This window comes from Bacteroides sp. 11BF (assembly GCF_019633765.1).
In the GTDB taxonomy this organism is placed as follows: Bacteria; Bacteroidota; Bacteroidia; order Bacteroidales; family Bacteroidaceae; genus Bacteroides; species Bacteroides hominis.
Genome location: NZ_JAFKPJ010000005.1, coordinates 248043 through 271105 on the forward strand (window position 1 = coordinate 248043; position 23063 = coordinate 271105).

Annotated in this window: 16 protein-coding genes and 1 tRNA gene; 7 read left to right on the forward strand and 10 right to left on the reverse strand. The window is 44.6% G+C overall.

Annotated features, from left to right (window positions below; genetic code table 11):
• Positions 1-795, forward strand: coding sequence for a DUF3822 family protein (locus JZY04_RS07380; protein ID WP_122141572.1), 795 nt, complete (start codon positions 1-3; stop codon positions 793-795).
• Entirely contained in the window at positions 786-1319 is a 534-nt protein-coding gene (locus JZY04_RS07385) for an RsmD family RNA methyltransferase (protein WP_122141571.1), read from the forward strand. The genes JZY04_RS07380 and JZY04_RS07385 overlap by 10 nt, the downstream gene beginning before the upstream one ends.
• 17 nt (positions 1320-1336) lie before the next feature.
• Here the strand turns inward: JZY04_RS07385 and cls are convergent, their stop codons facing one another.
• From cls to JZY04_RS07400, 3 genes are all read right to left on the reverse strand, one after another.
• Positions 1337-2776: a cardiolipin synthase gene (gene cls / locus JZY04_RS07390; RefSeq protein ID WP_005810475.1), complete on the reverse strand. Its 1440-nt coding sequence runs from the start codon at positions 2774-2776 to the stop codon at positions 1337-1339.
• Positions 2777-2932: 156 nt separating this feature from the next.
• Positions 2933-5845 (reverse strand): TonB-dependent receptor, encoded by a 2913-nt coding sequence (locus JZY04_RS07395; RefSeq protein ID WP_032529910.1) that lies wholly within the window; start codon positions 5843-5845, stop codon positions 2933-2935.
• 72 nt (positions 5846-5917) lie between these two features.
• Positions 5918-6322, reverse strand: a complete 405-nt coding sequence (locus JZY04_RS07400) for a hypothetical protein (protein WP_005810481.1) — start codon at positions 6320-6322, stop codon at positions 5918-5920.
• Positions 6323-6458: 136 nt separating this feature from the next.
• Between JZY04_RS07400 and aroB the strand changes: the two genes are divergently transcribed.
• The 3 genes from aroB (at position 6459) to JZY04_RS07415 (ending at position 9433) form a co-directional block, all read left to right on the forward strand.
• Positions 6459-7520, forward strand: a complete 1062-nt coding sequence (gene aroB, locus JZY04_RS07405) for a 3-dehydroquinate synthase (RefSeq protein ID WP_032537234.1) — start codon at positions 6459-6461, stop codon at positions 7518-7520.
• Between the two features lie 445 nt (positions 7521-7965).
• Positions 7966-8039, forward strand: a tRNA-Pro gene (locus JZY04_RS07410).
• 305 nt (positions 8040-8344) lie between these two features.
• Positions 8345-9433, forward strand: a complete 1089-nt coding sequence (locus JZY04_RS07415) for an acyltransferase (RefSeq protein ID WP_005775445.1) — start codon at positions 8345-8347, stop codon at positions 9431-9433.
• A gap of 203 nt (positions 9434-9636) precedes the next feature.
• On the opposite strand, the gene JZY04_RS07420 is transcribed toward JZY04_RS07415, so the two are convergent.
• From JZY04_RS07420 to JZY04_RS07445, 6 genes are all read right to left on the reverse strand, one after another.
• Positions 9637-11217: a hypothetical protein gene (locus JZY04_RS07420; RefSeq protein ID WP_122141570.1), complete on the reverse strand. Its 1581-nt coding sequence runs from the start codon at positions 11215-11217 to the stop codon at positions 9637-9639.
• 3 nt (positions 11218-11220) lie between these two features.
• Positions 11221-12255: an HlyD family secretion protein gene (locus JZY04_RS07425; RefSeq protein WP_122141569.1), complete on the reverse strand. Its 1035-nt coding sequence runs from the start codon at positions 12253-12255 to the stop codon at positions 11221-11223.
• A gap of 11 nt (positions 12256-12266) precedes the next feature.
• On the reverse strand, positions 12267-13586 hold the full coding sequence (locus JZY04_RS07430) for a TolC family protein (RefSeq protein ID WP_122141568.1): 1320 nt from the start codon (positions 13584-13586) through the stop codon (positions 12267-12269).
• Between the two features lie 329 nt (positions 13587-13915).
• The gene (locus JZY04_RS07435; protein ID WP_122141567.1) at positions 13916-15877 is read right to left on the reverse strand and encodes a family 20 glycosylhydrolase; all 1962 of its coding nucleotides are present in this window, start codon (positions 15875-15877) and stop codon (positions 13916-13918) included.
• Between the two features lie 277 nt (positions 15878-16154).
• Positions 16155-17324 (reverse strand): HAMP domain-containing sensor histidine kinase, encoded by a 1170-nt coding sequence (locus JZY04_RS07440; protein ID WP_122141566.1) that lies wholly within the window; start codon positions 17322-17324, stop codon positions 16155-16157.
• An 11-nt stretch (positions 17325-17335) separates the two neighbouring features.
• Entirely contained in the window at positions 17336-18211 is an 876-nt protein-coding gene (locus JZY04_RS07445; protein ID WP_122141565.1) for an AraC family transcriptional regulator, read from the reverse strand.
• Positions 18212-18495: 284 nt separating this feature from the next.
• On the opposite strand from JZY04_RS07445, the gene aroA reads away from it, so the two are divergent.
• Together aroA and JZY04_RS07455 are read left to right on the forward strand one after the other, a co-directional pair.
• Positions 18496-19731 carry a 3-phosphoshikimate 1-carboxyvinyltransferase gene (gene aroA / locus JZY04_RS07450; protein ID WP_122141564.1) on the forward strand — a complete coding sequence of 412 codons (1236 nt, stop codon included), beginning with the start codon at positions 18496-18498 and terminating at the stop codon, positions 19729-19731.
• 337 nt (positions 19732-20068) lie between these two features.
• Positions 20069-20329: a hypothetical protein gene (locus tag JZY04_RS07455; protein ID WP_122141562.1), complete on the forward strand. Its 261-nt coding sequence runs from the start codon at positions 20069-20071 to the stop codon at positions 20327-20329.
• A 54-nt stretch (positions 20330-20383) separates the two neighbouring features.
• Here JZY04_RS07455 and JZY04_RS07460 read toward each other — a convergent pair whose 3' ends face one another.
• Positions 20384-23050, reverse strand: coding sequence for a kelch repeat-containing protein (locus JZY04_RS07460; protein WP_181996235.1), 2667 nt, complete (start codon positions 23048-23050; stop codon positions 20384-20386).
• Between the last annotated feature and the right edge of the window lie 13 nt (positions 23051-23063).

Here is a 23063-nt window from a genome sequence, read left to right on the forward strand (position 1 = left end):
ATGCCCGATAGAGCAATTGCAGAAACGATTGACTTTAGTAAATCGGAACAATATACATTGTCCATCCGTCTTAGTACGGATGGATTTTCTTTTTCTATCTACAATCCGATTCACGATAGTTCGCTCTCTTTCTTTGAGAAAGAGGTCGAGCCTTCATTATCTCTTACAGCCAACCTAAAAAAGGCTTTTCGTGAATTGAACTTTCTGAATCATACTTACAAACGGGTAAACATCCTGATAGCGGACAAACGTTTCACACTAATCCCCCTTGAACTGTTTGAGGATGATCAGTCCGAAATGGTATTCTACCACAACCACACTCCCAAAGAAAATGAAACGGTAAAATACAATATTTTAAAAAAGAATAATGCCGTAGTCATCTTCGGTATGGACAAAAGCACTTATCAATTCTTGTCCGATCACTACCCTGAGGCAAGATTTTATTCACAGGCAGCCCCATTAGCAGAATATTTTTCAGCAAAAAGCAGATTAGGCAACAGTAAAAAGATATATGCCTCTATCCGCCACAATGCCATCGACTTTTTCTGTTACGAACGCGGACATCTGCTTCTTGCCAATTCATTTGAATGTCGCAAAACAGATGACCGAATCTACTATCTCCTCTATCTTTGGAAACAACTGAATTTCGACCAGGAGCGAGACGAACTTCACCTGACAGGTGTATTTGACGATAAAGAAAAACTGACGCAGGAGTTACGTAAATACATTCAACAAGTATTCATAATGAACCCTGCAAGCAATATTGACATGCAAGCCTTATTAACATGCGAGTAATCAGCGGAATATATAAAAGAAGAAGATTTGATGTGCCCAGAACATTCAAAGCACGTCCCACAACAGATTTTGCCAAAGAAAATCTGTTTAACGTTTTATCCAACTACATGGACTTCGAAGACGGCATTGTTGCCCTTGACCTCTTTGCCGGTACAGGCAGCATCAGCATTGAACTGGTGTCGCGCGGTTGCGACCGTGTCATCAGTGTAGAGAAAGATGGTGCCCATCATGCTTTTATCAGTAAAATAATGGAGGAAGTGCAGACGGATAAATGCCTGCCTATACGTGGAGATGTATTCAAATTCATTAATGGCAGTCATGAGCAATTCGACTTTATTTTTGCCGACCCTCCTTATGAACTGAAAGAACTGGAAACAATCCCGGATCTGGTTTTCGAAAACAATATGTTGAAAGAAAACGGACTTTTTGTCCTGGAGCATGGCAAAAAGAATAACTTTGAGGATAATCCCCATTTCATTGAAAGAAGAGTATACGGTAGTGTAAACTTCTCTTTTTTCAGATAAACTGCAGAAGATACACTTTACAGCAAAGGAGCGAGCAAACGGACTACAGACTCCATCGCTTTCTGCCTCCAGGAACGCTTCTCCCAGTTCTTCAAGAAGATCTGGGTACTTTCCCGTTGATCCTGTAAAAAGATCTCCCGCATTTGTAGGGCAGTCTCCATATCGTACATAAAGGCATTTACTTCAAAATTGTGTTCGAAACTGCGAAAATCGAGATTGGTAGACCCCACGGTTGAAAGCATATCATCTGAAACCATCAATTTGGAATGCAGGAATCCCTTTTTATAAAAATAGACCTTGACTCCTGCCCGCAAAGCATCTGCCAGATAAGAACAGGAACCTAAGTGCGTCACTCGGTTGTCTGCATGTTCAGGCAACATCAACCGAACATCTACCCCGGCTAATGCCGCAGTCTGCATAGCAACCAGTATCTGTTCGGTAGGCAGGAAGTAAGGAGTCTGCATATAGAAATATTTCTTGGCACCGGATATGGCAACCGTCAATCCCTGCATGATTTCTTTCCAAGGTCCAATCGGTTCACTCGTTACAATCTGTACCAAAGAGTTGCCACAGGCCTCTATCTTAGGAAAATAACGTGAAGCCGTAATCAAGGTACGATCTACAAAATACCAATCCAGCAAAAAGGCAGTCTGCAGACCATGTACGGCCTTTCCTTCAAGCATTATATGCGTATCCCGCCAAATTCCCCAAGAGAAACCGCGCATATAACGTTCGGCAAGATTCATTCCTCCTACAAATCCGATACGACCGTCTATCACTACAATCTTTCGGTGATTACGATAGTTGACCTTACTCGTAAATAGGGGAAAACGTACTTTCAGAAAACTCCGCACCTCAATTCCGGCATCACGCATCTCTTCAAAAAATCTATGAGGAACGTGCCAGCACCCTACATCATCATAAATCACACGTACCTCAACTCCCTCGCGTGCCTTCTCTATCAATACATCACGCACCAGACGCCCCACCGGATCATCTTCAAAGATATAATATTCCATATGAATATGGAATCTGGCCTTTTGCAGCTCTCGCAATAAAGCCTGAAGTTTAGAATATCCGCCAGTATAAATATCCACCCGGTTTCCTTCGAACGGAAAGGCCTGGTTCGTGTTCTGAAACAGTTGTATCAGACGGGCATATTCTTTCGGCGTTTCACAGCAGTTCTGTGCCAGATACTCTGCCATCGGCTTTTTGAGCAATCGATTGTAACTTTTCTTACCGATAATCTTCTCACGCCGCTGGCTACGCCCGAAAAAGAAATAGAAAACCAACCCTACAACCGGAAGGAACATAAGGATCAGAATCCATGCCATTGTCTTTACCGGATTACGATTGTCGAGAATCACGATGACAATCGTACCGATAATAGCCCCGAAATAAATAATATCAAAAGCAACGGTAGCTATTACGCTTGCTATGTAGTTCCAATCTATCATATTCACCCTCCGCGTATTATACAAACAACAAATGTATGGAAAATATCGGATACGAACAACAACTGTCCCGATTCAAAACGACAATCCCTCCGAACAGATGCAAAATTAAAGAGATTTTGCAATCTATCCGGAGGGAGTTATCAGGTCAGTCTTTTATTAAAAATGAGGACGTCCGCCTCCAAAACCGCCGGGACCTCTGCCGGGTCCGCCAAATCCTCTACGTCCGCCGCTATTCATCATCTTTTCACGGGCCGCTTTACTACCAAAGATATTCAGCCGATAAATGAAGTGTACCATACAGTAACTATTGATACCATTATATTCGGATACCGAACGCATATCGGCTGTCAACGAACGGCTGATGTTGCTCTGCTGCCTAAGGATATCATATACTTCAAAACTGATAGTACCTGCACCTTTCAGCAACGACTGCGCAAGTTGTGCATTCCAGATCAGTTCATTACGATTCATACTCGAATCACGATAACCACGACGGCTTTGATTAGTGATGTTAGTAGCCAAGGTCATCTTCCAGGGCATCGTTATATTGGTACTTGCTCCATAAGAATATGTATAAGGTTCCTGATTATTCTCCGGACGGAGTTTATTACGTTCTGCTGTATAATTGATTGAACCATTCAACGAAAACTCGAACCAGTCATTACGATAAGAGCCTGTAACCCTCTCGCCCAACATCAAACCGGTACTTGTATTTCTATCATTGTTTTTCGTATCCTGATTGTAGAGGAACGCTACATTATTCTGATAGTTGATGTTGGTAAAAGTATTAATCGTATACTTCTTATTCCTCAAAGCTGTATTGAAACCGAACAAACCAAAAGCATTCCAGTTACCGTTAATATTTTCCGGACGCGTAATCAAACCACCGGTTTCTTCATTATAACGAGTACTATTGCTGATACTGTTCTGTGTAGCAGTAAAGCTGAAATGGGTCATAATTCCACGCTGTTTCTCTGCATTGTATGTATTGTAGAATAAACGCATCGTATGTGCAAAAGAAGGTTTCAACCCGGGATTACCCATACGGATATTCAATGGGTTTGAGTTGTCGGTTATAGGTAACAGATTCTCCATAGTAGGTTGACTGCTACGTCCCCGGTAGGTAAAGCGCAACTGACTCACCTTTGAGAAACGGAAGCGCAAATCCATATTCGGTGCAAAGTTAAACACAGTACGTGTCGTATCAATCATATAGTCTCCCTTTTTATAGGACAAAGTGGAATTCTGCGGCTGGAAAGACATACCTACATTCAACTGATACTTCTGACGAATGAAGCGTAAACCCACTGAAGCATCATGGTTATAGTAACGATATTCGGCATTCTTACTCAAGCTGTCCACTGCATGAGCTTCGTATCCGGAAGGAAGAGTCCCCCCGATAGTCCAATCGGGATAATCCAGTAAATCGAACGTGGTCTTGTCACTTTTACTGTATTTGTACTGGAACTGGTAGCTGAATTGTAAGAAAGTAGCCTTTGCAATCGGTTCGCTATAAGTCACTTGTGCCGTATAGTTATAATTGTGTGTAGGAGTTGTAATATACTGATTACGATACAAGATGGAGTCACCCCCCAAATGATTCAACAATTGGTAATAACGTGTTTCGGATTGCGTATATTGGTCGTTATCATTATCACCATAACCGAAAACCCCACGGAAAGTCAGGTTACGTCCTTTATTATTCAATTTCCGGTTAACCTGCAAAGTGGCATTTCCCGACAGACTATTCCCCTTGGACAGCGAAGCACTGTTGGTAGCATTTACACGGATATCTTTCAGCGGATCATCGGAAAGATTGTCAAAATTCAGATAATCATTCGGATTTGCCACCAGATTGAAAGGATCTTCATTAAAGGTTCCCGACTCCGAGAGAGAAGCATTGTTGGTTCTTCCATAAGAAAAATTCGGGCGAAAAATAATATTTGTCAGCGTATCCGGTTTCCACTCCATACGGAAGTCGGCATTCACGTTTGTCCCCTTATTCCGGTTCTTATTATTCGAATTAGAATATGAATTGCCATTCTGAAGGAAGCGTTCGGAAGAGTTGATACTCGAAATATCTCCATCCTGGAAATTATAACGTACACTACCTCCCAGTTCAATCTTGTTGGTCTGAGTGGCAAAGGTAGCTCCTAACATTTTAGTGGCATTCAAGCCATTGTTGCTCCGCCAGCGCGGCCCTCCACCTCCACCGGAGAAACCCTGGTCGTTTACATTGTTTGCCGAACCAATAATCGAAAACTGAGTATTATCAATAAAGCGGTTCAGCATCATTCGTCCGGTATAACGGTCCTTAGTACCGGCTCCCAGATCTGCATTGCCAAACCATCCCTGATTCATTCCTTTCTTCACGGTCAGGTCAAGCACCGTTTCCTCTTCGCCATCGTCAATACCCGTCACACGTGCCAAATCTGATTTTTTATCATAAGTTTTCAACTTATCGACCATGTCTACAGGAAGATTCTTTAAACCGGTTTTTACGTCTCCACCAAAGAATTCCTTACCGTCGACCATAATTTTTTTCAGTTCTTTCCCATTGATTTTGACATTACCATCATCATCTATTTCAGCACCCGGAAGCTTCTTAACCAACTCCTCCAACATAGCACCCTCAGGCGTACGATAAGCACTGGAATTATACATCAACGTATCTTCTACTACCGTCACCTGCGGAGCTTCGGCCACCACAACTGCTTCTTTAAGCATAACAGCATCGGTTGCCAATTCGATATTTCCCATCTTTTTGGCAGGAACATTAGCCGTTAACTGAACGGGGATAACTTTTGTGATGTATCCGATAAAAGATACTTTAAGCAGATATTTTCCCGGTTTCTGCTTGGATAAAGAGAAGTAGCCTTGTGCTGAAGTGGTCATACCCGCTACCTGAGCACTGTCGGGGAGAGATAATAACTGCACGGCAGCGAGTTCGACCGGTTCTTTCGTACCGGCCTCTATTACACGGCCCGATACGGTTACAATTTTGTTTTGCGCATAAGTGGATAGGGTAACTGTCAGCAGCAACACCATCCAGATCAATAGTTTCTTCATTTGCCTGTAGGTTGAATAATAACAATCGTTTGTTTGACAACCTTTAAGGCAAAAGGTTTAATTTAAACACGATTATCTTTTAAAGATTTTATCGACTTGTGCCTTTTTCATACCAAACTCAAGACAGAGCACATTGATAATGAGGAAAATAAGAAAGGAAGAAGTATCAACTGTCATGATATCTCCCGTTGCTACCCGATAAAGCATCCCCCCAAATAAAAAAAGTACTGTCAAAAAGATGGCGTTACGAGTCGCCTTGTTCCGTATAATCTCCGTTTCACGCCCTTCATTACGCGATAAAGCAAAGAGAATCATCACTGCTCCCAACATCATCAGCAGCTTGGTGCATTCCTTATAGAATAACAGGTTACTGTCTGTCACCATTCCTTGCATCACTAACAGGAACGGAATGAATAACGATACAAAAAGAATCACATATCCTAACGGACGGCAGAATACAGGTAATAATGCTTTCATTTTATCTAAAATTAATGTCACAAAGATAGCTTTTTCTCATAAACGAAACTCTATGTTTTACATTTTTAAGTGCTAAGTTTCAATATTTATCTCCGAACCCCTATCTTTGCAGTATATAAAAAAACATCGAACCATTATGAGTAAACAAGAAGTCATTCTTTGCGAGAATCTGGAAAGCAGTATAGGACGTGCCGTCGAAAACTGCCCACACGACCGCCTGTTCATTCTCACCGACGATCATACTCACCGTCTCTGTCTGTCACAACTGATGAATCTGCCGTTCCTGAAAGATGCGGTTGAAATCACTATCGGAGCCGAAGACGTTCATAAAACACTTGAAACACTGGCCTCCGTTTGGCAAGTGTTAAGTGAAAAAGGTGCTACCCGCCACTCACTCCTTATCAATCTCGGAGGTGGAATGGTGACTGACTTAGGCGGATTTGCCGCTGCCACATTCAAACGCGGCATCGCTTACATCAATATTCCCACTACCCTGCTGGCGATGGTAGACGCTTCTGTAGGCGGAAAAACCGGAATCAATTTTAACGGGTTGAAAAACGAGATAGGTGCCTTTGCACCGGCATCCAGTGTATTAATCGAAACAGAGTTCCTCCGTACACTCGATGCACACAATTTCTTTTCCGGCTATGCCGAAATGCTGAAACACGGACTGATCAGTAACACTGCTCACTGGGCGGAACTACTCGCATTCGATACGGAAAAGATGGACTATGGATACCTGAAAGAGTTGGTGGGACGTTCCGTACAAGTAAAAGAAGATATAGTAGAGCAAGACCCGTTTGAACACGGTATCCGCAAAGCGTTGAATTTGGGACATACCGTAGGACATGCTTTTGAAAGCCTGGCTCTTGCCGAGAACCGTCCGGTCCTCCACGGGTACGCCGTAGCCTGGGGAATTGTTTGCGAACTCTATCTGTCACATTTAAAAACCGGTTTTCCGAAAGACAAGATGCGTCAGACCATCCAATTCATAAAAGATAATTATGGCGCTTTCACATTCGACTGCAAACAGTACGAACGTCTATACGGATTCATGCAACATGATAAGAAAAACAATGCAGGTGTCATAAACTTCACGCTTCTGAAAGAAATCGGCGATATCAGTATCAACCAGACAACGGACAAAGATACTATTTTCGAAATGTTCGACTTCTATCGGGAGTGCATGGGTATGTAAAGCAGGCATCGTGACAGAGGTATCCACTTCCGAGCATGAATAAATGAAGTACCACATAAGAAGCATAAGACGAATCGGCAGGTTGCGAAAATCACAACTAATACGAATGACCACCCGCCTTAACAATCCCAAGGGGTATCAGGACATGTTAGTATAATGCATTATTAACTAATCATTTAAATGGATAGTGATCTGTTCCCCAAACCTTTGTTTTAACACAATGTTAAAACAAAGGTTTGGTTGATAAAAGACTTGTTCTCTAACGTCAAGGAACAAATCTTTTGCAAAGAAGAGTTTTATTATCTCATATTCAGATTAACAATGTTAATGGATCGTTTCACCCAAAGACTCTACTCTCTGAGCATGAAAAATGCTATAAAGGAGAAATAAATCATCCGAATATTTTGCTTATTAAAAATAAAATTCTACTTTTGCACTCGCAATTCGGGATGTAGCTCAGCCCGGTAGAGTACGCGTCTGGGGGGCGTGTGGTCGCAAGTTCGAATCTTGTCATCCCGACGAATTGAATGAAATAAGGAGTTAAGAATCAAACTTAACTCCTTTTCTTTTTATCTGATAGTTTGATTCCCATTTTCACCGTTACAACACCTACACTGCAAATAGAGAAAAAGCAGAACGTTGAATATTCAATGCAATTCCCCTGATTATTTCCACATATTACTCAGTATCTCAAGTTTTTTTCTATCTTTGCCCCAAATAAAACAGCATCCGGAAAATAAACGGGGTATGTCCACTATAAATGGATACTTCGCATAAAAACACAAAATAAAAATCGTCTTATTAACAAGAAAACTCAAACAAAAATGAAACGCATTGTTTTTTTAGATTATGTACGCGTATTCGCGTGCTTCCTCGTTATGATCGTACACGCCAGTGAAAATTTCTACGGTGCCGCCGGATCCACAGATATGGCCGGACCACAGTCTTATCTACCCAGTGAAGCAGACCGGCTATGGGTAGCTGTCTACGATGGCTTTTCACGCATGGCCGTGCCGCTGTTCATGATTGTCTCAGCCTTTCTTCTTGCGCCGATGAAAGAAGGACAGACCACATGGCAATTCTACCGCCAACGCTTCATCCGCATCGTACCACCATTTTTCATCTTCATGATACTATACAGTACCCTGCCAATGTTATGGGGGCAGCTAAATGAAGAAACCTCCTTAAAAGATCTGTCACGGATATTCCTGAACTTCCCGACACTGGCCGGACACCTGTGGTTCATGTACCCTCTGATCAGCCTTTACTTATTCATACCCATAATATCGCCATGGCTGAAAAAAGCCACGGCAAAAGAAGAACGTTTCTTCATCGGATTGTTCTTATTATCAACATGTATACCCTATCTAAACCGTTGGTGCGGTGAAGTATGGGGACAATGTTTTTGGAACGAATACCACATGTTGTGGTACTTCTCAGGTTACTTGGGCTATCTTGTACTGGCACATTACATACATGTCCATCTCACTTGGAACCGTTCCAAACGTCTCACTGTAGGAATTATTTCAATGGTCGCCGGAGCAATATTAACCATCTACTCTTTCTATGTCCAAGCCATACCCGGAGAAATTCTCCCTACACCCGAAATAGAAATAGGATGGGCTTTCTGCACAATCAACTGTGTACTTCTCACAGCGGGTACATTCCTTCTTTTTACATGTATAAACAGTCAAAAAGCCCCACGGCTCATTACAGAAATATCGAAACTCAGCTATGGCATGTATCTTATGCACATATTCTGGCTCGGGTTATGGGCTACAGTGTTCAAACATACACTGGCACTTCCTACTGTCGCTGCCATACCATGTATCGCTGTCAGTACATTCATCTGCTGCTTCGTAACTGCAAAGATCATCTCATTCATCCCGGGCAGTAAATGGATAATAGGATAAATATCCGCTATCGGAACTGTTATAAAATGGAATATTGCAAATACCATAGGATACTGAATCAGATAACTAATAATCAGAGATATACGATCCTCTGAATCAGATCAGATTTTTAATATAGAAACAAATAACAGTGAGCCCCTGTCCAGTATATTCCGGACAGGGGCTCAACTCTGAATATATAAAGATAAAAAGTATAAATGCCCCTATCGTTTAACAGCCCTCAATTCGTGCTTGATATAACGACGTATCACCCGGTATCTGGGATGCAAGGCATGGAGCGGACGAACAGAATTATGACTGATCCAAAACAGCATCAGGCAAAACAGACTGATCAGCGTAAGCCATCCGTACAGCTCTTTCATGGAAACCATCAGGGCCTGTTGTTGTAAGATCCCGGATAGTTGCCCTAAAGGGATGTGGCTTGCCTGTGGATGAACTGCATCCAGTTCACTGCCCAGCAACATCGTATTCTTCTTCATCACCACACTCAAGGCTCGCTCGAGAACGGCCGCACCGAGTGCTCCACCAAAACTGGCACTGACAAACGCCTGGACAGACACCGCTTCAAAAAAGTTCTGAAACGGCACACGTGAAAGTGCTGTAATAAAACAAATGGCAATGATCACATATCCGAAACTACGCAAAAAAAGAGGAAGCATCAAAACCTCCTTGGACAAGCCGTAGTCGATAGTAAAATAAAACATCATCAAATAACCGGTGATAGCAAGAAATGCAATGACGGTCATCGTCCGATAACACCATTTGCGGCGGGAAAAGGAATAAAACGTAAAAACACTGCCTACAACCGTTCCCAATAATAACATCCAATTGAGCGAAATCACATTCAAAGAATCATAACCAAGCACAACTTCCATATAGATATGTTCAAACAAATGCGAAGGTGCCAATAAGATATCGACAACAATGTAAAGCAGAAATGTGAGATAAACCGCTTTAAACCGCCAGGTAGCCAACGCAATGAACGGATGACGAATGAAAGAAGCCCGCCACAGGTTCAATAACAGGACTGTTATTCCTCCCACGGTTGCCACCCGAATGTAGACTGACTCATACCAATCGTAATGTTCGCCATACACACAGACAAAGATTATGCATAAAATCACAATCCCCCACATCAAAGCGCCCAGCCAGTCAATGCCGAAGAGAGGTAACTTTGGCATCGAACGGTAATTGCGGAACAGAATCATAGTCGCTATCATCACAAGCAGCAATAAAGCAATAATCAACCAATGCATATATTCCCATTTAATCCAGAAAGCAGTATAAACGGTTATCAGTCCTGACAGTTGAAGACAGCCCTGCACCAACAGATAGATATAACAGAAGAAGACAGAAAGATCTCTCTGAGGGGTAAGCCAAAGCTGGATGGTAGAGTTACATTCAAAGGTAGCCCACATCCTGAAAATTCCACCAAAGAAACAAACCGTCACCAATAGCGGTACACTGCGGGTATACATACATATCAGATTACACAAAATAATGGCAATACCACATGTCAGGAAAGTGGTTTTCGAGGGAAAACGGAACTTCAGACGGAACATGATGGCAAACGTCAGCGACATCCCTACCAGAGAAGCATAACCCGCCATCATAATATCTTCCTGCATCAATGCCGTCGAGCCGACCATCTCACTGACTGCGGCCAGATAGACACCTCCGGAGAACTGGAAGATGATAACAAAGAGGATTACAATCCACGGCCTCAGCTTCTCCGGTACAAAATCACGCATTGCCGGAATGGCAAAAGGAGTTATTTCATGCATACTTTAATAGTTTACCACACATTCCACATTCATTCCGGCACGCAGGCGCTTCATATCTTCGGGTTTGTTTCCGTCCGAAAACTCGATACGTACGGGAATACGCTGCTCTACCTTCACAAAATTGCCTGCAGAATTATCCTGCGGAAGAAGAGAGAAACTTGCCCCCGTTGCCTGCGAAACAGATTTTACCACCCCTTTAAACACGACTCCGGGAATAGCATCTACTTCAATATCGACCGGATAACCTTCATCAATATGGGTTGTTTGGGTTTCCTTATAGTTAGCAACCACCCATTTATCGTTTTCGTCTACCAGATTGACCAATGTTTGTCCGGGCTGTACCAATACACCTTCCCGAATCTCTTTTCGTCCGGTAGTTCCGTCGCAAGGAGCCGTAATCACTGTATACGAAAGGTTTAACCTGGCTATTTCCAGAGCTGCTTCTGCCAGTTTTATACCGGCTTCGGTCTGTTCCAGACGTTCCGTCTGCTCCTGCTTGACGAGTGCTGTCGACTTTTTCTGACGAAGTAACAGTTCGTAACGTGCTTTCGATGCTTCAAAATTTGTTTTCACCGCATCGTATTGCTGACGGGTAACGGCATCTCGTTCCAACAAGTTCTGATAACGTTTATATTCGCGTCCGGCATTATCCATACGTATTTTAGCCTCCTGAATGCTGGCATCGGATACGGAAATATTGTTCTGGATGGTATGGATGGACGAAGTCATCACGGTCTTACCCGATAAGGCATTCTGATAATCAGCCTCTGCCTGTGCCAGTCTGAAACGAAACTCGGCATCTTCTATCAAGGCCAGTGTATCACCTTTATGCACCGTCTGATACTCCGTAAAATAGATTTTCCTGATGAAACCCTGTACCCGGCAGTTGACAGGTACGATGTGTTGACGCACCTGTGCATTGTCCGTAAACTCCACGTTTCCCCAATGGATAAAACGAGAGCAGACCCAACCGAGAGCCAGAAGCAACACGATAATAACAGAGATATTAAACGCCAGTTTTTTAGTTTTCTTATTCATAACGATTGATTTTAGATAGTTCCGGAGATATACAGAAGTTTATAATAATTAAATACAATATTGATCTGTGCATTTACCAGTTGCACCTCGGCAGCAAGTTTTGAGTTACTGGCATCCAGCATATCGGTGATCAGTGCCATATCATTTTTATAACGGTCACGGATAACGGCATAGTTCAGATTGGCGAGTTCCACACTTTTCCGCTGGGTATTCAGTTCCACATAAGTTTCCAGATATTTCACCTGTCCTGCATTGACGGCCAGTTCGGTTTGCTCTTTGGCATCTTCATACTGCTCTGTACTCCGCCGGATGGCAAACTTATCCCGGGCAACGGCCTTGTCAGCCTTAAACAGAGAAGAGAAATTATACTTCAACCCCACTCCTACATACCAATAGTTAAGGTTCTTATTGATGGGAGGCACTTCGATGGTAATAGGTCCATCCAGTTTGTTACCGGCAAACAGAGCAACCTTCGGGATCCGTTCCGATCGGGTAATCTTCTGCTGATGCCTGCTCATTTGCACTGCAAGCGACATCTGTTTCAATACGGGAGAGTTCGCGTAAGCGGCAGTAGTCCAGTTCTCTTTAGCTTCAACAGGCAGAGCTTTCGAAAGAATGGTAGTGTCCGGCTGTATACTGACATTTTCCGGCAGCCCCAGGCTGGTGGTCAAATTGTTATTCAGGATGGAGATTGTATTTTCAATCTGTGTACGGGTCAATTCCAGATTGGCCAACAACAACTCGTACCGGGTGATGTCGTTTTTCAGAACGACTCCTTCAGCCTCCTTCGCGTGGAGTTCCCCGATGACCTGTTTAGTCTGTTCAATGTTCTTCTCATATACCTGTAACATGTTCTGTTGTTTGAACAGGTCGAGATAATACCCAATCAGCAGAAAGCGCACCTTATCGCGGCTTGTATCCAGATTCAGACGGGCCATCTCTTCCTGCAAACGGGCAATGGCAATACTATTTGTGATGGCTCCTCCCGCATATACCACTTGCGTGGCTTCTATTGCAAAATTATTGCCATAATGCGGCATTGACGCATTGGACCCATTCGAAAAATTACGGTCTGTCAGCAATGCATCTCCCAGATAGCTGAATGACAAAGAAGCCTCAATCTCGGGCAGACGGGCATTTTTAGCAACCCTCACGCCTTCGTGTGCTTCACTGATACCGGTTGCGCACGGACGCAACGATTTACTGTTCTGGTCGGCAAGCGAAAACATCTCTTCAATGGACATGGTTTGTCGTGCCGCTTCCTGAGCATACACGCTCAAGGGACATAATGACGCATAGAGCATCATTATGAACAAAGTGAATTTGTTCATACGTTGTTACTTATGAATTTTAAGAAATAATAAAATGTAAAGAGGAAAAATCAGGTAAAGGGACTTACCTAATCCGAATTTTCTCTTCCCCACTGATGGAAGAGTGCAAGTTTGGTTAGTATACCTTGAAAGGACTCAAAACGGGGCTTTCTGTGTTTCTGTTTCATTCGTCTCGTGGAACTTTATGCTCCATCCGGGGGACAAAGTTACAAAAAAACAAGATTCAGGTGGCAACGGAAGAGGTTATTTTTTTCATACAGCCTCTCCGAAAACCAAGAGAGGGAGCCAAGCACGCAGCCAAACTCCCTCTCTTTATTCAGATTAATGTCTTATTTCTTATAGACTTTCAGATTCGTAATCTTGCTATCAAACTTCCCGGCTTTCTCTAATGGGAAAACCAAAGTACGGACATAATTCATAGAATCCTTTCCGGCATTATAGTAAAGTTTCTGAGTATTCATTTCCTCTACCACCTGACCGTTGATAAGCAAGCGGGTCGACTTATTATCACCACTGATACCGATGGTTGCTTTCTCACCTTTGTGAATACGGTGACTAAATGTATTCAAATAACCGTCACGGGCAAAACCTAACATACCACGGATCGGATCGGAAAGATAAAATACGGCATCGGGCGAACGGAACAGTTCTGTACCCTTTGCTTCGTCGGCTCCGTCAATATCGAATGTCACCAGATAGTCGTATCCGATTTCGCGATGGGGTGTCTTGCTACCCGGAGCAACAGAGGCCTGCTCGTATACCAACCCTGGTGCTGTACCGATACGCCCGAGTTGGTTCACACCCGGAGCCTCACTGATGGCATTACGTTGTTTGTCGAAGTCGGCATAAGGAACAGACGTATCTTTTCCTGTCCACATCTTCACAGCCAAAGTCTGCAAAGCCGGATAAACGCGGTGGTGAATATCTTTTGTCGAGATACCGTTGCCTACATGGTCGTTCCATACGGCAAACATACCACCCAGGACAGAAGGATCTTTCTCCGGGAAAACTGCTTTGCCGATGTGTACAGGAGTCCAGTTCTCATACAGATACTTCGTGTTCAGGTAGTCATAATAGTATCCGGCAGCCGGAACGATGTATACCAGCCCATCAGGAATACTGATCAGCTTATATCCCTGTTCGATCATATCTTTCGGATTGGCATAGCCATTGTACCAGGCACTCATGATCACATTCTCCGATTTCACCGGTGTATCACCTTTGGCATGTGTCAGCGCTCCCCATACGCAAGCCTGTTTGCCAAAACTCTCTACATAACGGATATAGTGGTCGGTGAAAGCACGGAACTTCTCTACCACATCTTTCTTTTTATTAGAATATTCGTCAGTACCGATATGCACTTTCTTTCCACGGAATACCGGTTCGTCTCCTTCCAGATACTCCTTAAAGAGACCATCCATAAACTTATAAGTTTTAGGATTGAACAAGTCGAGGTGATCCATGCCATATTCTTTGCTGCCGATCTCCGGTTTATAATGTGTAAAGGCAAGAGTATGTGCCGGAGCATCGATCTCGGGAATGATCTCTACATAAAGATTCTCGGCCAGCTTTTGCAAGTCGATAAATTCACGTTTGGTGTAATATCCGTCTTCGGCAGTCAGTCCGGGATACGTATCCGACTCCAGACGGAACGCAGCATAAGTCTTCGACCAATCATGTTCAAAGTACTGTTTAAAGCCATTATCATTCAGGTGAATCTGCAAAGTATTCATCTTGTAATAAGCCATGATCTTCACATAGTCCTGAAGGAAAGCAAGAGGAATAAACTTACGTCCGCAGTCTATCATGAAGCCACGCACGGCATAGTCGGGAAAATCGCGCAAAGTTCCTTTCGGGAACCGGTGGTTTTCACTTTGTTCCGCAATCTGGAGCAAAGTACGGGTTCCCCAATATACGCCTATGCTTTCGGGAGCAGTCAGCAAGATCCGGTCGGTTACTTTTACCGTATAACCTTCTTTACCCAACTTTTTATCTGCGCGGATGGCAAGGATCACGTCGCCGGCTCCGCCTTTGCCCTGTACCACTTCGGGTTTATAGCCAAACATTGTTTCACAATCATCGGCCAGCATACGGGCTATGCGCAACAGTTCCGGCTGATTGGCGGGACAGACAATCTTTGTAGCTTCGGTAGGCACAAACGCTCCTTCGGCACCTTTCCACTCTTTCAGTTCGGGAATCACAAAAGGTTTGGGATTAACAACTGCACTGATGCCGGGACAAACCAGGCATAGTGCCACAAGAATCATAAAGAATCGGTTAACAAGTTTCATATCGTGTCGTTATAAAAGGGTTAATTCAACCGGACATCCGATTGCGGAACCAAAAGTAATGTAAATCTATCGATTGTACAACATTCTGTTCAAAATAAAAGAAAGTTGGCACCCCGGCAGACAAAATTACATATCCGCTGAAGTGCCAACGCGGGGTCTTTGTTTCCGCTGAAACGGTGACCTCATCACAAACAAAACAAACATCAAGCTGATGGCAAACACCAACTTGCTACAGAAGTCCTTTTCAGGGAACCTCACGGTCTCTCATCCGTAGATCTTAAATAAGTTTACCGGACAAATCGGGGAGAGTAAACCAGAAAGTCGATCCTTCTCCGACCTTTGAGTCCACCCCAATTGTTCCGTGCAATCGGTCGACAATGATTTTACAAAGGGGCAATCCGAGTCCCAGCCCCTGCACAAAGTCGTCAAGTTTCACAAAACGTTCAAATATAAATTCCTTTTTCTCTTCGGGAATACCACATCCGGTATCCGTCACGTAAAACCAGATCCGTCCTTCCTCTTTCTTCCGATAACCTAAGCGGACCGTTCCTTTCAACGTGAACTTTATGGCGTTACACAGCAGATGCTCCAATATCTGTATCAACCGGCCCCGGTCTGTGTAAATATGCCCTCCGAGTTGCTCTCCGTCCCAAGCCAACACGAGGTTACGTGATTCCGCCTTGGGCCTGTATATCTGTTCAATCTCCTCCATCAACGGGTCGAGGAGAACATCCGAACCGGCCATATTCATCACACCCGACTCAATGTTAGAGAGGTCGATCACATCGTTCATCAACCGCAAAAGATGTTCCGTATTGCTTTGTATCAAGCCGATATATTCCTGCCGCTCCTTCTCATCGTCCACAATGGAAAGAAGGGATGCAAAACCGACAATCGCATTCAAGGGAGTACGTATCTCGTGGTTCATGTTCGCAATCAATGCCGACTTCAGCCGATTTGCTTCTTCCGCCCTTTCCTTGGCGGCTGTCAGCTCTTCTTCCAAGGCCTTCCGTTTGGAAATCGACATCAGCGAGCCTTCTACCGTCAGCAACTTGCCATTCCCGTCGTACTTACCGGGGATGGCATGCATCTCCAACCACTCCAACACCAGTCCTTCTTTCTTTTTGGCCCAGAAACGGAGTTCAATAACTACTTTCTTGGCTTTGCCATCCAGCAATTCGCGACAGGCCCTGACCACACGGGGGCGGTCTTCCTTGTATATGCCCTCGTAAACACGCGTAATAGAAACCGGGAACAAATCATTATGAATAATCTCCCACCCTTCGGGATCGTCCGACGGACGGGCATCAAACCAGACCATACGTTCCGCCAGTTCCCATTTCCATGGGAAAACCTCTGCAACCCCAAGCGTCATCAGCAGCTTGCGGTTCACTTCATTCAGCATCTGCTGAGTCCGCAACAGTTCGGTTTGTTCTTTTTGTTTCATTTATGCGTTATTTATTGATACATACGATATTCTGTGAGTGTCATCCCGGTATGCTTCCTGAAAAAGCGTCCCAATGACGACTGGTTCGCAAAATTTGTCTTGATGGATATCTCCTGTATATTCATGGTAGAGTTCTTCAGCATGGCTTTGATCTCTAAAATGGTATACTCTACAATCCAGTCTTTCGCCGTCTTTCCGCTTGCTTCTTTTATCACCATCGACAGATATTTGGAGGTGATACACAATTTGTCGGCATAAAAGGCGACATCTTTATGTTCTCTGTAATGCTGCATTATCAAACAAAAGAACTCATGTGCCAACTTGCTTTTACCCAAGTCCGACTCTCCTTTCACCAGATGGGACTTGCCATAATAGTCGTTGTAGATGTCCAGATAAAAAATCCTCAACAACAGCAGTACGGACTCTCTCCTGAAAAAGTGGGTAGGATCTTTGGCCCGTTCTGAGAGCGATTCATAAAAACGCTTGAACCGCCCGATCTCTTCTCCGGTCAGTTCGTACCAGTAATGGCTCCTCATATAAACATAGAAAAGAGGAGAAAAGCGACTGAACCCACTCAACGTATCATCAAAAAGCGCACGGGAGAGCACGACTATATCACAAAGAAAATCACTGCTCAACTCGGTTATCGAAACCAATTGCCCAGGCAGAATAACTGCCAGCTCGTTCTTCGTAAGAATGTGGATATTGTCAAAGATACAAACCTTAGCGGTCCCTCTCAAACATAAAATAATCATTCCGGCTTCAGTATAGGAAGGAGCAGAGGTCACACGAATGTGCTTCATATTCTCACAAACCATGAGTTCATCCCCCAATAAAGTCGTGGCATAACTATCTGTTATCAATTTCTCACTATCCCTGTTTGGCATCAGAATTCTTTCATTGTTGATACAAAAGTAAAATAACTATGCTAACCCCGTTACCGCACAAGACTTTTGGTATCACAATACGGAAATATGGGGGCTCTTCTTGACATTTTTTTATAAACAAAATGTCTATAAGACTATAAACAACCTATTCCGCATCTGTTTGTTCGCCCTGTTAATGTATATTGGATTCCGTTCATATCTTTAATATTTTAAGAAAGGGATAGGGACGGAAAAGAATAGATTTCCTATTTTTGCAACCAAATATAACTATAGCAACAAAGATCATGCGTTATCTACTCTCAGCGCCTTCGCACATAAAGGCCACCATCCAGCTTCCGGCGTCAAAAAGTATCAGCAACCGTGCGCTTATCATCCATGCACTGTCGAAGGGCAATGACGCGCTTTCGAACTTGTCCGACTGTGACGATACGAGGGTCATGGTCAAGGCTCTGACAGAGGGAGGGGAAGTAATCGACATCCTTGCCGCCGGAACGGCCATGCGCTTCCTGACAGCCTATCTGAGCAGTACGCCGGGCACTCACATCATCACCGGGACGGAACGGATGCAGCAGCGCCCCATACAGATATTGGTGAACGCCTTACGGGAACTGGGAGCCAGTATCGAATATACCCGCAACGAGGGTTTCCCGCCCCTGCGGATTGAAGGGGCACCACTGGCCGGCAACGAAATTACATTGAAGGGCAACGTGAGTTCACAATACATTTCGGCCTTGCTGATGATCGGGCCGATCCTGAAAAACGGTTTGCAGCTCCGGCTGACAGGTGAGGTCGTCTCGCGCCCGTATATCAACCTGACCCTGCAACTGATGAAGGACTTCGGTGCATCGGCCCGGTGGACGTCGGACCAAAGCATCTCGGTCGAGCCACAGCCTTACCGCTGCGTCCCGTTTACTGTAGAGAGCGACTGGAGCGCAGCCTCTTACTGGTATCAGATGGCTGTCTTGTCTTCCGAAGCGGATATTGAACTGACCGGACTGTTCCGCCACAGCTATCAGGGGGACAGCCGGGGAGCGGAGGTATTTGCCCGGCTGGGAATAGAAACCGAATATACGGAAGAAGGCATACGGCTGAGGAAAAACGGCAGCTGTGTCAAACGGCTGGATGAAGATTTCGTCGACATCCCGGATCTGGCGCAGACGTTTGTCGTAACTTGTGCACTACTGGATGTCCCTTTCCGGTTCACCGGGCTGCAAAGCCTCAAAATCAAAGAGACAGACCGCATCGAAGCTCTTAAAGCGGAAATGAAGAAACTGGGGTATGTGTTACACGACGAGGACGACAGCATTCTGTACTGGAACGGCGAACGCATAGAGCCGCAGGTATGTCCCGTCATAAAGACGTATGAAGATCACCGCATGGCCATGGCTTTTGCCCCGGCAGCGATTCATTATCCGACAATACAGATCGATGAGCCACAGGTCGTATCCAAGTCATATCCCGGATATTGGGACGATTTGCGCAAAGCCGGTTTTATGATCGAGGCGCATGCAGCAGAGTAATACTAAATATTTATTATTTAATGAAGAGCATTCCCATCTCCGGACACAGAATCCTCTAAGTTAAAATATACACAAAGATAGCATAAAGAAACACCGAGCTATCAGAAAGACAGTAAAAAGCCTTTTTCACTGACTGTACCCTTTACAAAAAAGGAGCAACCGGAAGAAACATGCAGGCAAAACCGGGCAAATGGAGGTGAAAAGCCGGGCTTTTTCTCCTCGAGAGCCTTGATTGGGAGTGAAAAGAGCCGGGCTTTTCCGAAAAAGAAGTAAGCATTTGGTCGAAAAGAAGTAAGCATTCCCGGAAAATGCTTACTTCTTTTTCAAATATCTCTATATGTTTTGGCCGATAACATATATTGTTACGGAGACAGAGGGTCTACGGGAACTATTTTACTTCTGGTTGGATGACCGGGAGAAGGCTTCACGAAGTATCGAAAGGACAGGTATTCCACCATTAAGCGGACAGGCGGTACGGGATGGCATCGCTTACGTTTCTCCACTGATTGAAAACAGGCAGAATTACTGCCGGAAAGATAAACAGACAAACGAAATGGCGGCGTTTTTTCACCCCCGCCTTGTCCAATGGCCGAAATAACGAAAACCGGGAGGCTTTCGTTAGCATTTTGACAAATTGGCAACGGGACAATACTTAAACTTTGATGTCGGCGAAAGCAATGCTGTATTCCTCGTTCATCATCCGCTTATAATCTTTTGTAAACGCGGCATAACGCCTGATGGCCTCCTCCGGGTTATTCTGTTTCCGAAGGGCGCAAACCGTGTAGGCAAGTGCCATATCCGACAAAGGATCGGCTATGAAAAGGATGTTACAAAGACGGATGACGATACTGAACCGGGCATCTTTGTAAGCAAGTTCCAGCTGTTCGGGCAGCAGAGAATGAATCAGAGATTCCACCTTTTGTTTATAATAATCGAAGAGATCGGATTCGACAGTAGATATGAACTTGCCCCGCAGAAGTATTTCCAACCATTCGGCACGGATGGCACCGGGACTCTCCTTCTTTTTCTTTTCGGGAGAAGTAAGAGCAATCAGACGGATATAATCGCAATAGAACTCTTCACCAAACACCAGGCAGAAGTATCCGTTGCGGAATACAAGCTCGATACCGTCTACATCCTGCAATATCTTTCTCAGATGATTCATGGCTACTCCCTTCAGGTTCTTCACGTTACTATCGGGTTTGTCCGGCCAGAATATCTTATTCATATCCGATGAAAGCACCCCTCTCTTCCCCACACTGTTCAACAGAATATATAAAAAGAGAACACGCAGCTTAGGACTGAGCATATAAGTTATATCACGCCCGGCATTGTCGAGTATGGTAAACATACCAAAAAGAAAAATCGCATTCTTATCGGGCGGCAATACAGCCGGCAACTCATCCCACTCAGAAGGTTCTTTTCCAAGTTCGGATTCCTCGATCTCAGGCAGCTCCATAACCGAAAGTTCCGGGGCACTCTGCCCTCTTTCGGGAAGAACCCCGGCAGATGTTTCCTCCGGGGATGCCGCATTCCGTTTCCGCCTGTAACGTATGATTCCCCATACACAGCCCATCAAGAGCAATACCCCGCCAACGATTCCCCCGGTCAGCCTGTTGTTCAGAGTGGTCCGCATCCGGCTGTAATATTCCACATCGGCCAGAGTCACCGGCGGAGCAGCCAGAGAATAGAGGCGGGTAGTCACCTGACCGTGCTTCTCGAACTCCTGAACAGAGCAGTAGAACTCGCCGAGTTCTTCATTGAAATAAAGATTAGCATTGGTGGCAATCTCTTCCGAAACAATGGGAATGCTGTCTCCTACCACTTCACACTCTCCGTCACGGACGGACAAACGGTACAGTTGCAAAGTGGAATTGGGCAGATATTCCGGATACCCCAACAAGAACAGGTATTTTTCATCGGCAGAGAGTATCATATTGCGGGGGACCACCCGGTTGACCGCCGGTGCTTTCACTTCCCAGAGTTTCCGTACCGAACGGGTGTTCATATCCACCCGGTACAGATCGTACAGATAGTTGCGTCCCACATTCTGATCACCGGCTTCATTGCCCATGCCTCCATAAAGGTAAACCCGTTTGTAATCGCGGCTGACGGCCATACCGGAAAAATAGCGGGGAGTTACCCGGTCGCCTGAGAAAGTCAGTGTATCCCAGCGGCAAGTTTTCAGGTCGTATGCAAGAAACGTATTGCTATACCTGCGGCTTCCGTAACCGCCAAACAGAAAGAATTTCTTTTCGGCCGGATGAAAGAATCCGCTATGATGATGGAGTTGCTGACAAAGATAATCGGTACTGGCGGAACGCCACTCGTTGGTGGAAAGATCGAGTGCCGCCACCATGGCATCACCGTGCGAGTCGGCTACTTCGTAGGTATACAGTTCGCGGGAAGCCTCATCCAGGAAGTTCATACCCAGACGAAGCTGAACCGGCAAAGGATTCTTATAAGGCACCTGTGACAATTCGTGGGTATAGAGGTTGAACGTAGACAGAGAATCCTGATTAAAGAAAAGAATCTCCTGATGTGTTTTGTCAAAGTTCAGACCGGAGGGTGTGGAAGAGTAATCCGTAAAAAGCTCTTTCCAATAGTAGGACTGATTGATAAGCCACATGGGGTTGGTAACCCGTCCCACAACATGTCCCCGGCTATCGTGTACATCTTCTCCGCTACTCTCGTTCAAAGGGAATATCATGATCTCTTCTCCGTCGGTAAGCGACAGGTTACGGATGGCATACGAAGCCACGTCCAGAATGTATTCACATTTACCGAAATAAATATGCGGAGAGAAGCCGCCTTTCTCCAATCCCAGATTAGAGATCTCTTTGCTTTGGCTGCCAACGGTTATCCGGGCCTGGTCTTTGTGTATGTCCAGCGCAATGGAGACGGGCAACCAACGATGGTCATAATCTTCTTTATTCAGTTCAAAAGTACAAAAGATACGTTTGCCGTCTTCGTTAAAAGAAAAAGAACAGCGGTCACCGGATTTATGAAGATAGGTGAAGCTATAGGTCTTTCCGGCATCCCGGTCTTCCAGATAAAGGATATAACCGGGACTCTCCACATTCCGTACCAGATAGTCAAAAGAGATGCAGAAGGTGTTGGTAAAGGTACGCTGATGTTCCTCGCGCAGGACAGAATAAGTGGCACGCTCACTGATCCGCTTCTCATTTCCATAGAAAAGAAGTCCCTGCGGGAAACAATCGGCTATACAAAGCCATATCATTCCGATAGCAAACAAACATCTCAACCTTCTCATATACTGTTCTTCGATAAATGCGTCATCCGTTCCATAGTGCAACAAAAATACGAAAAAT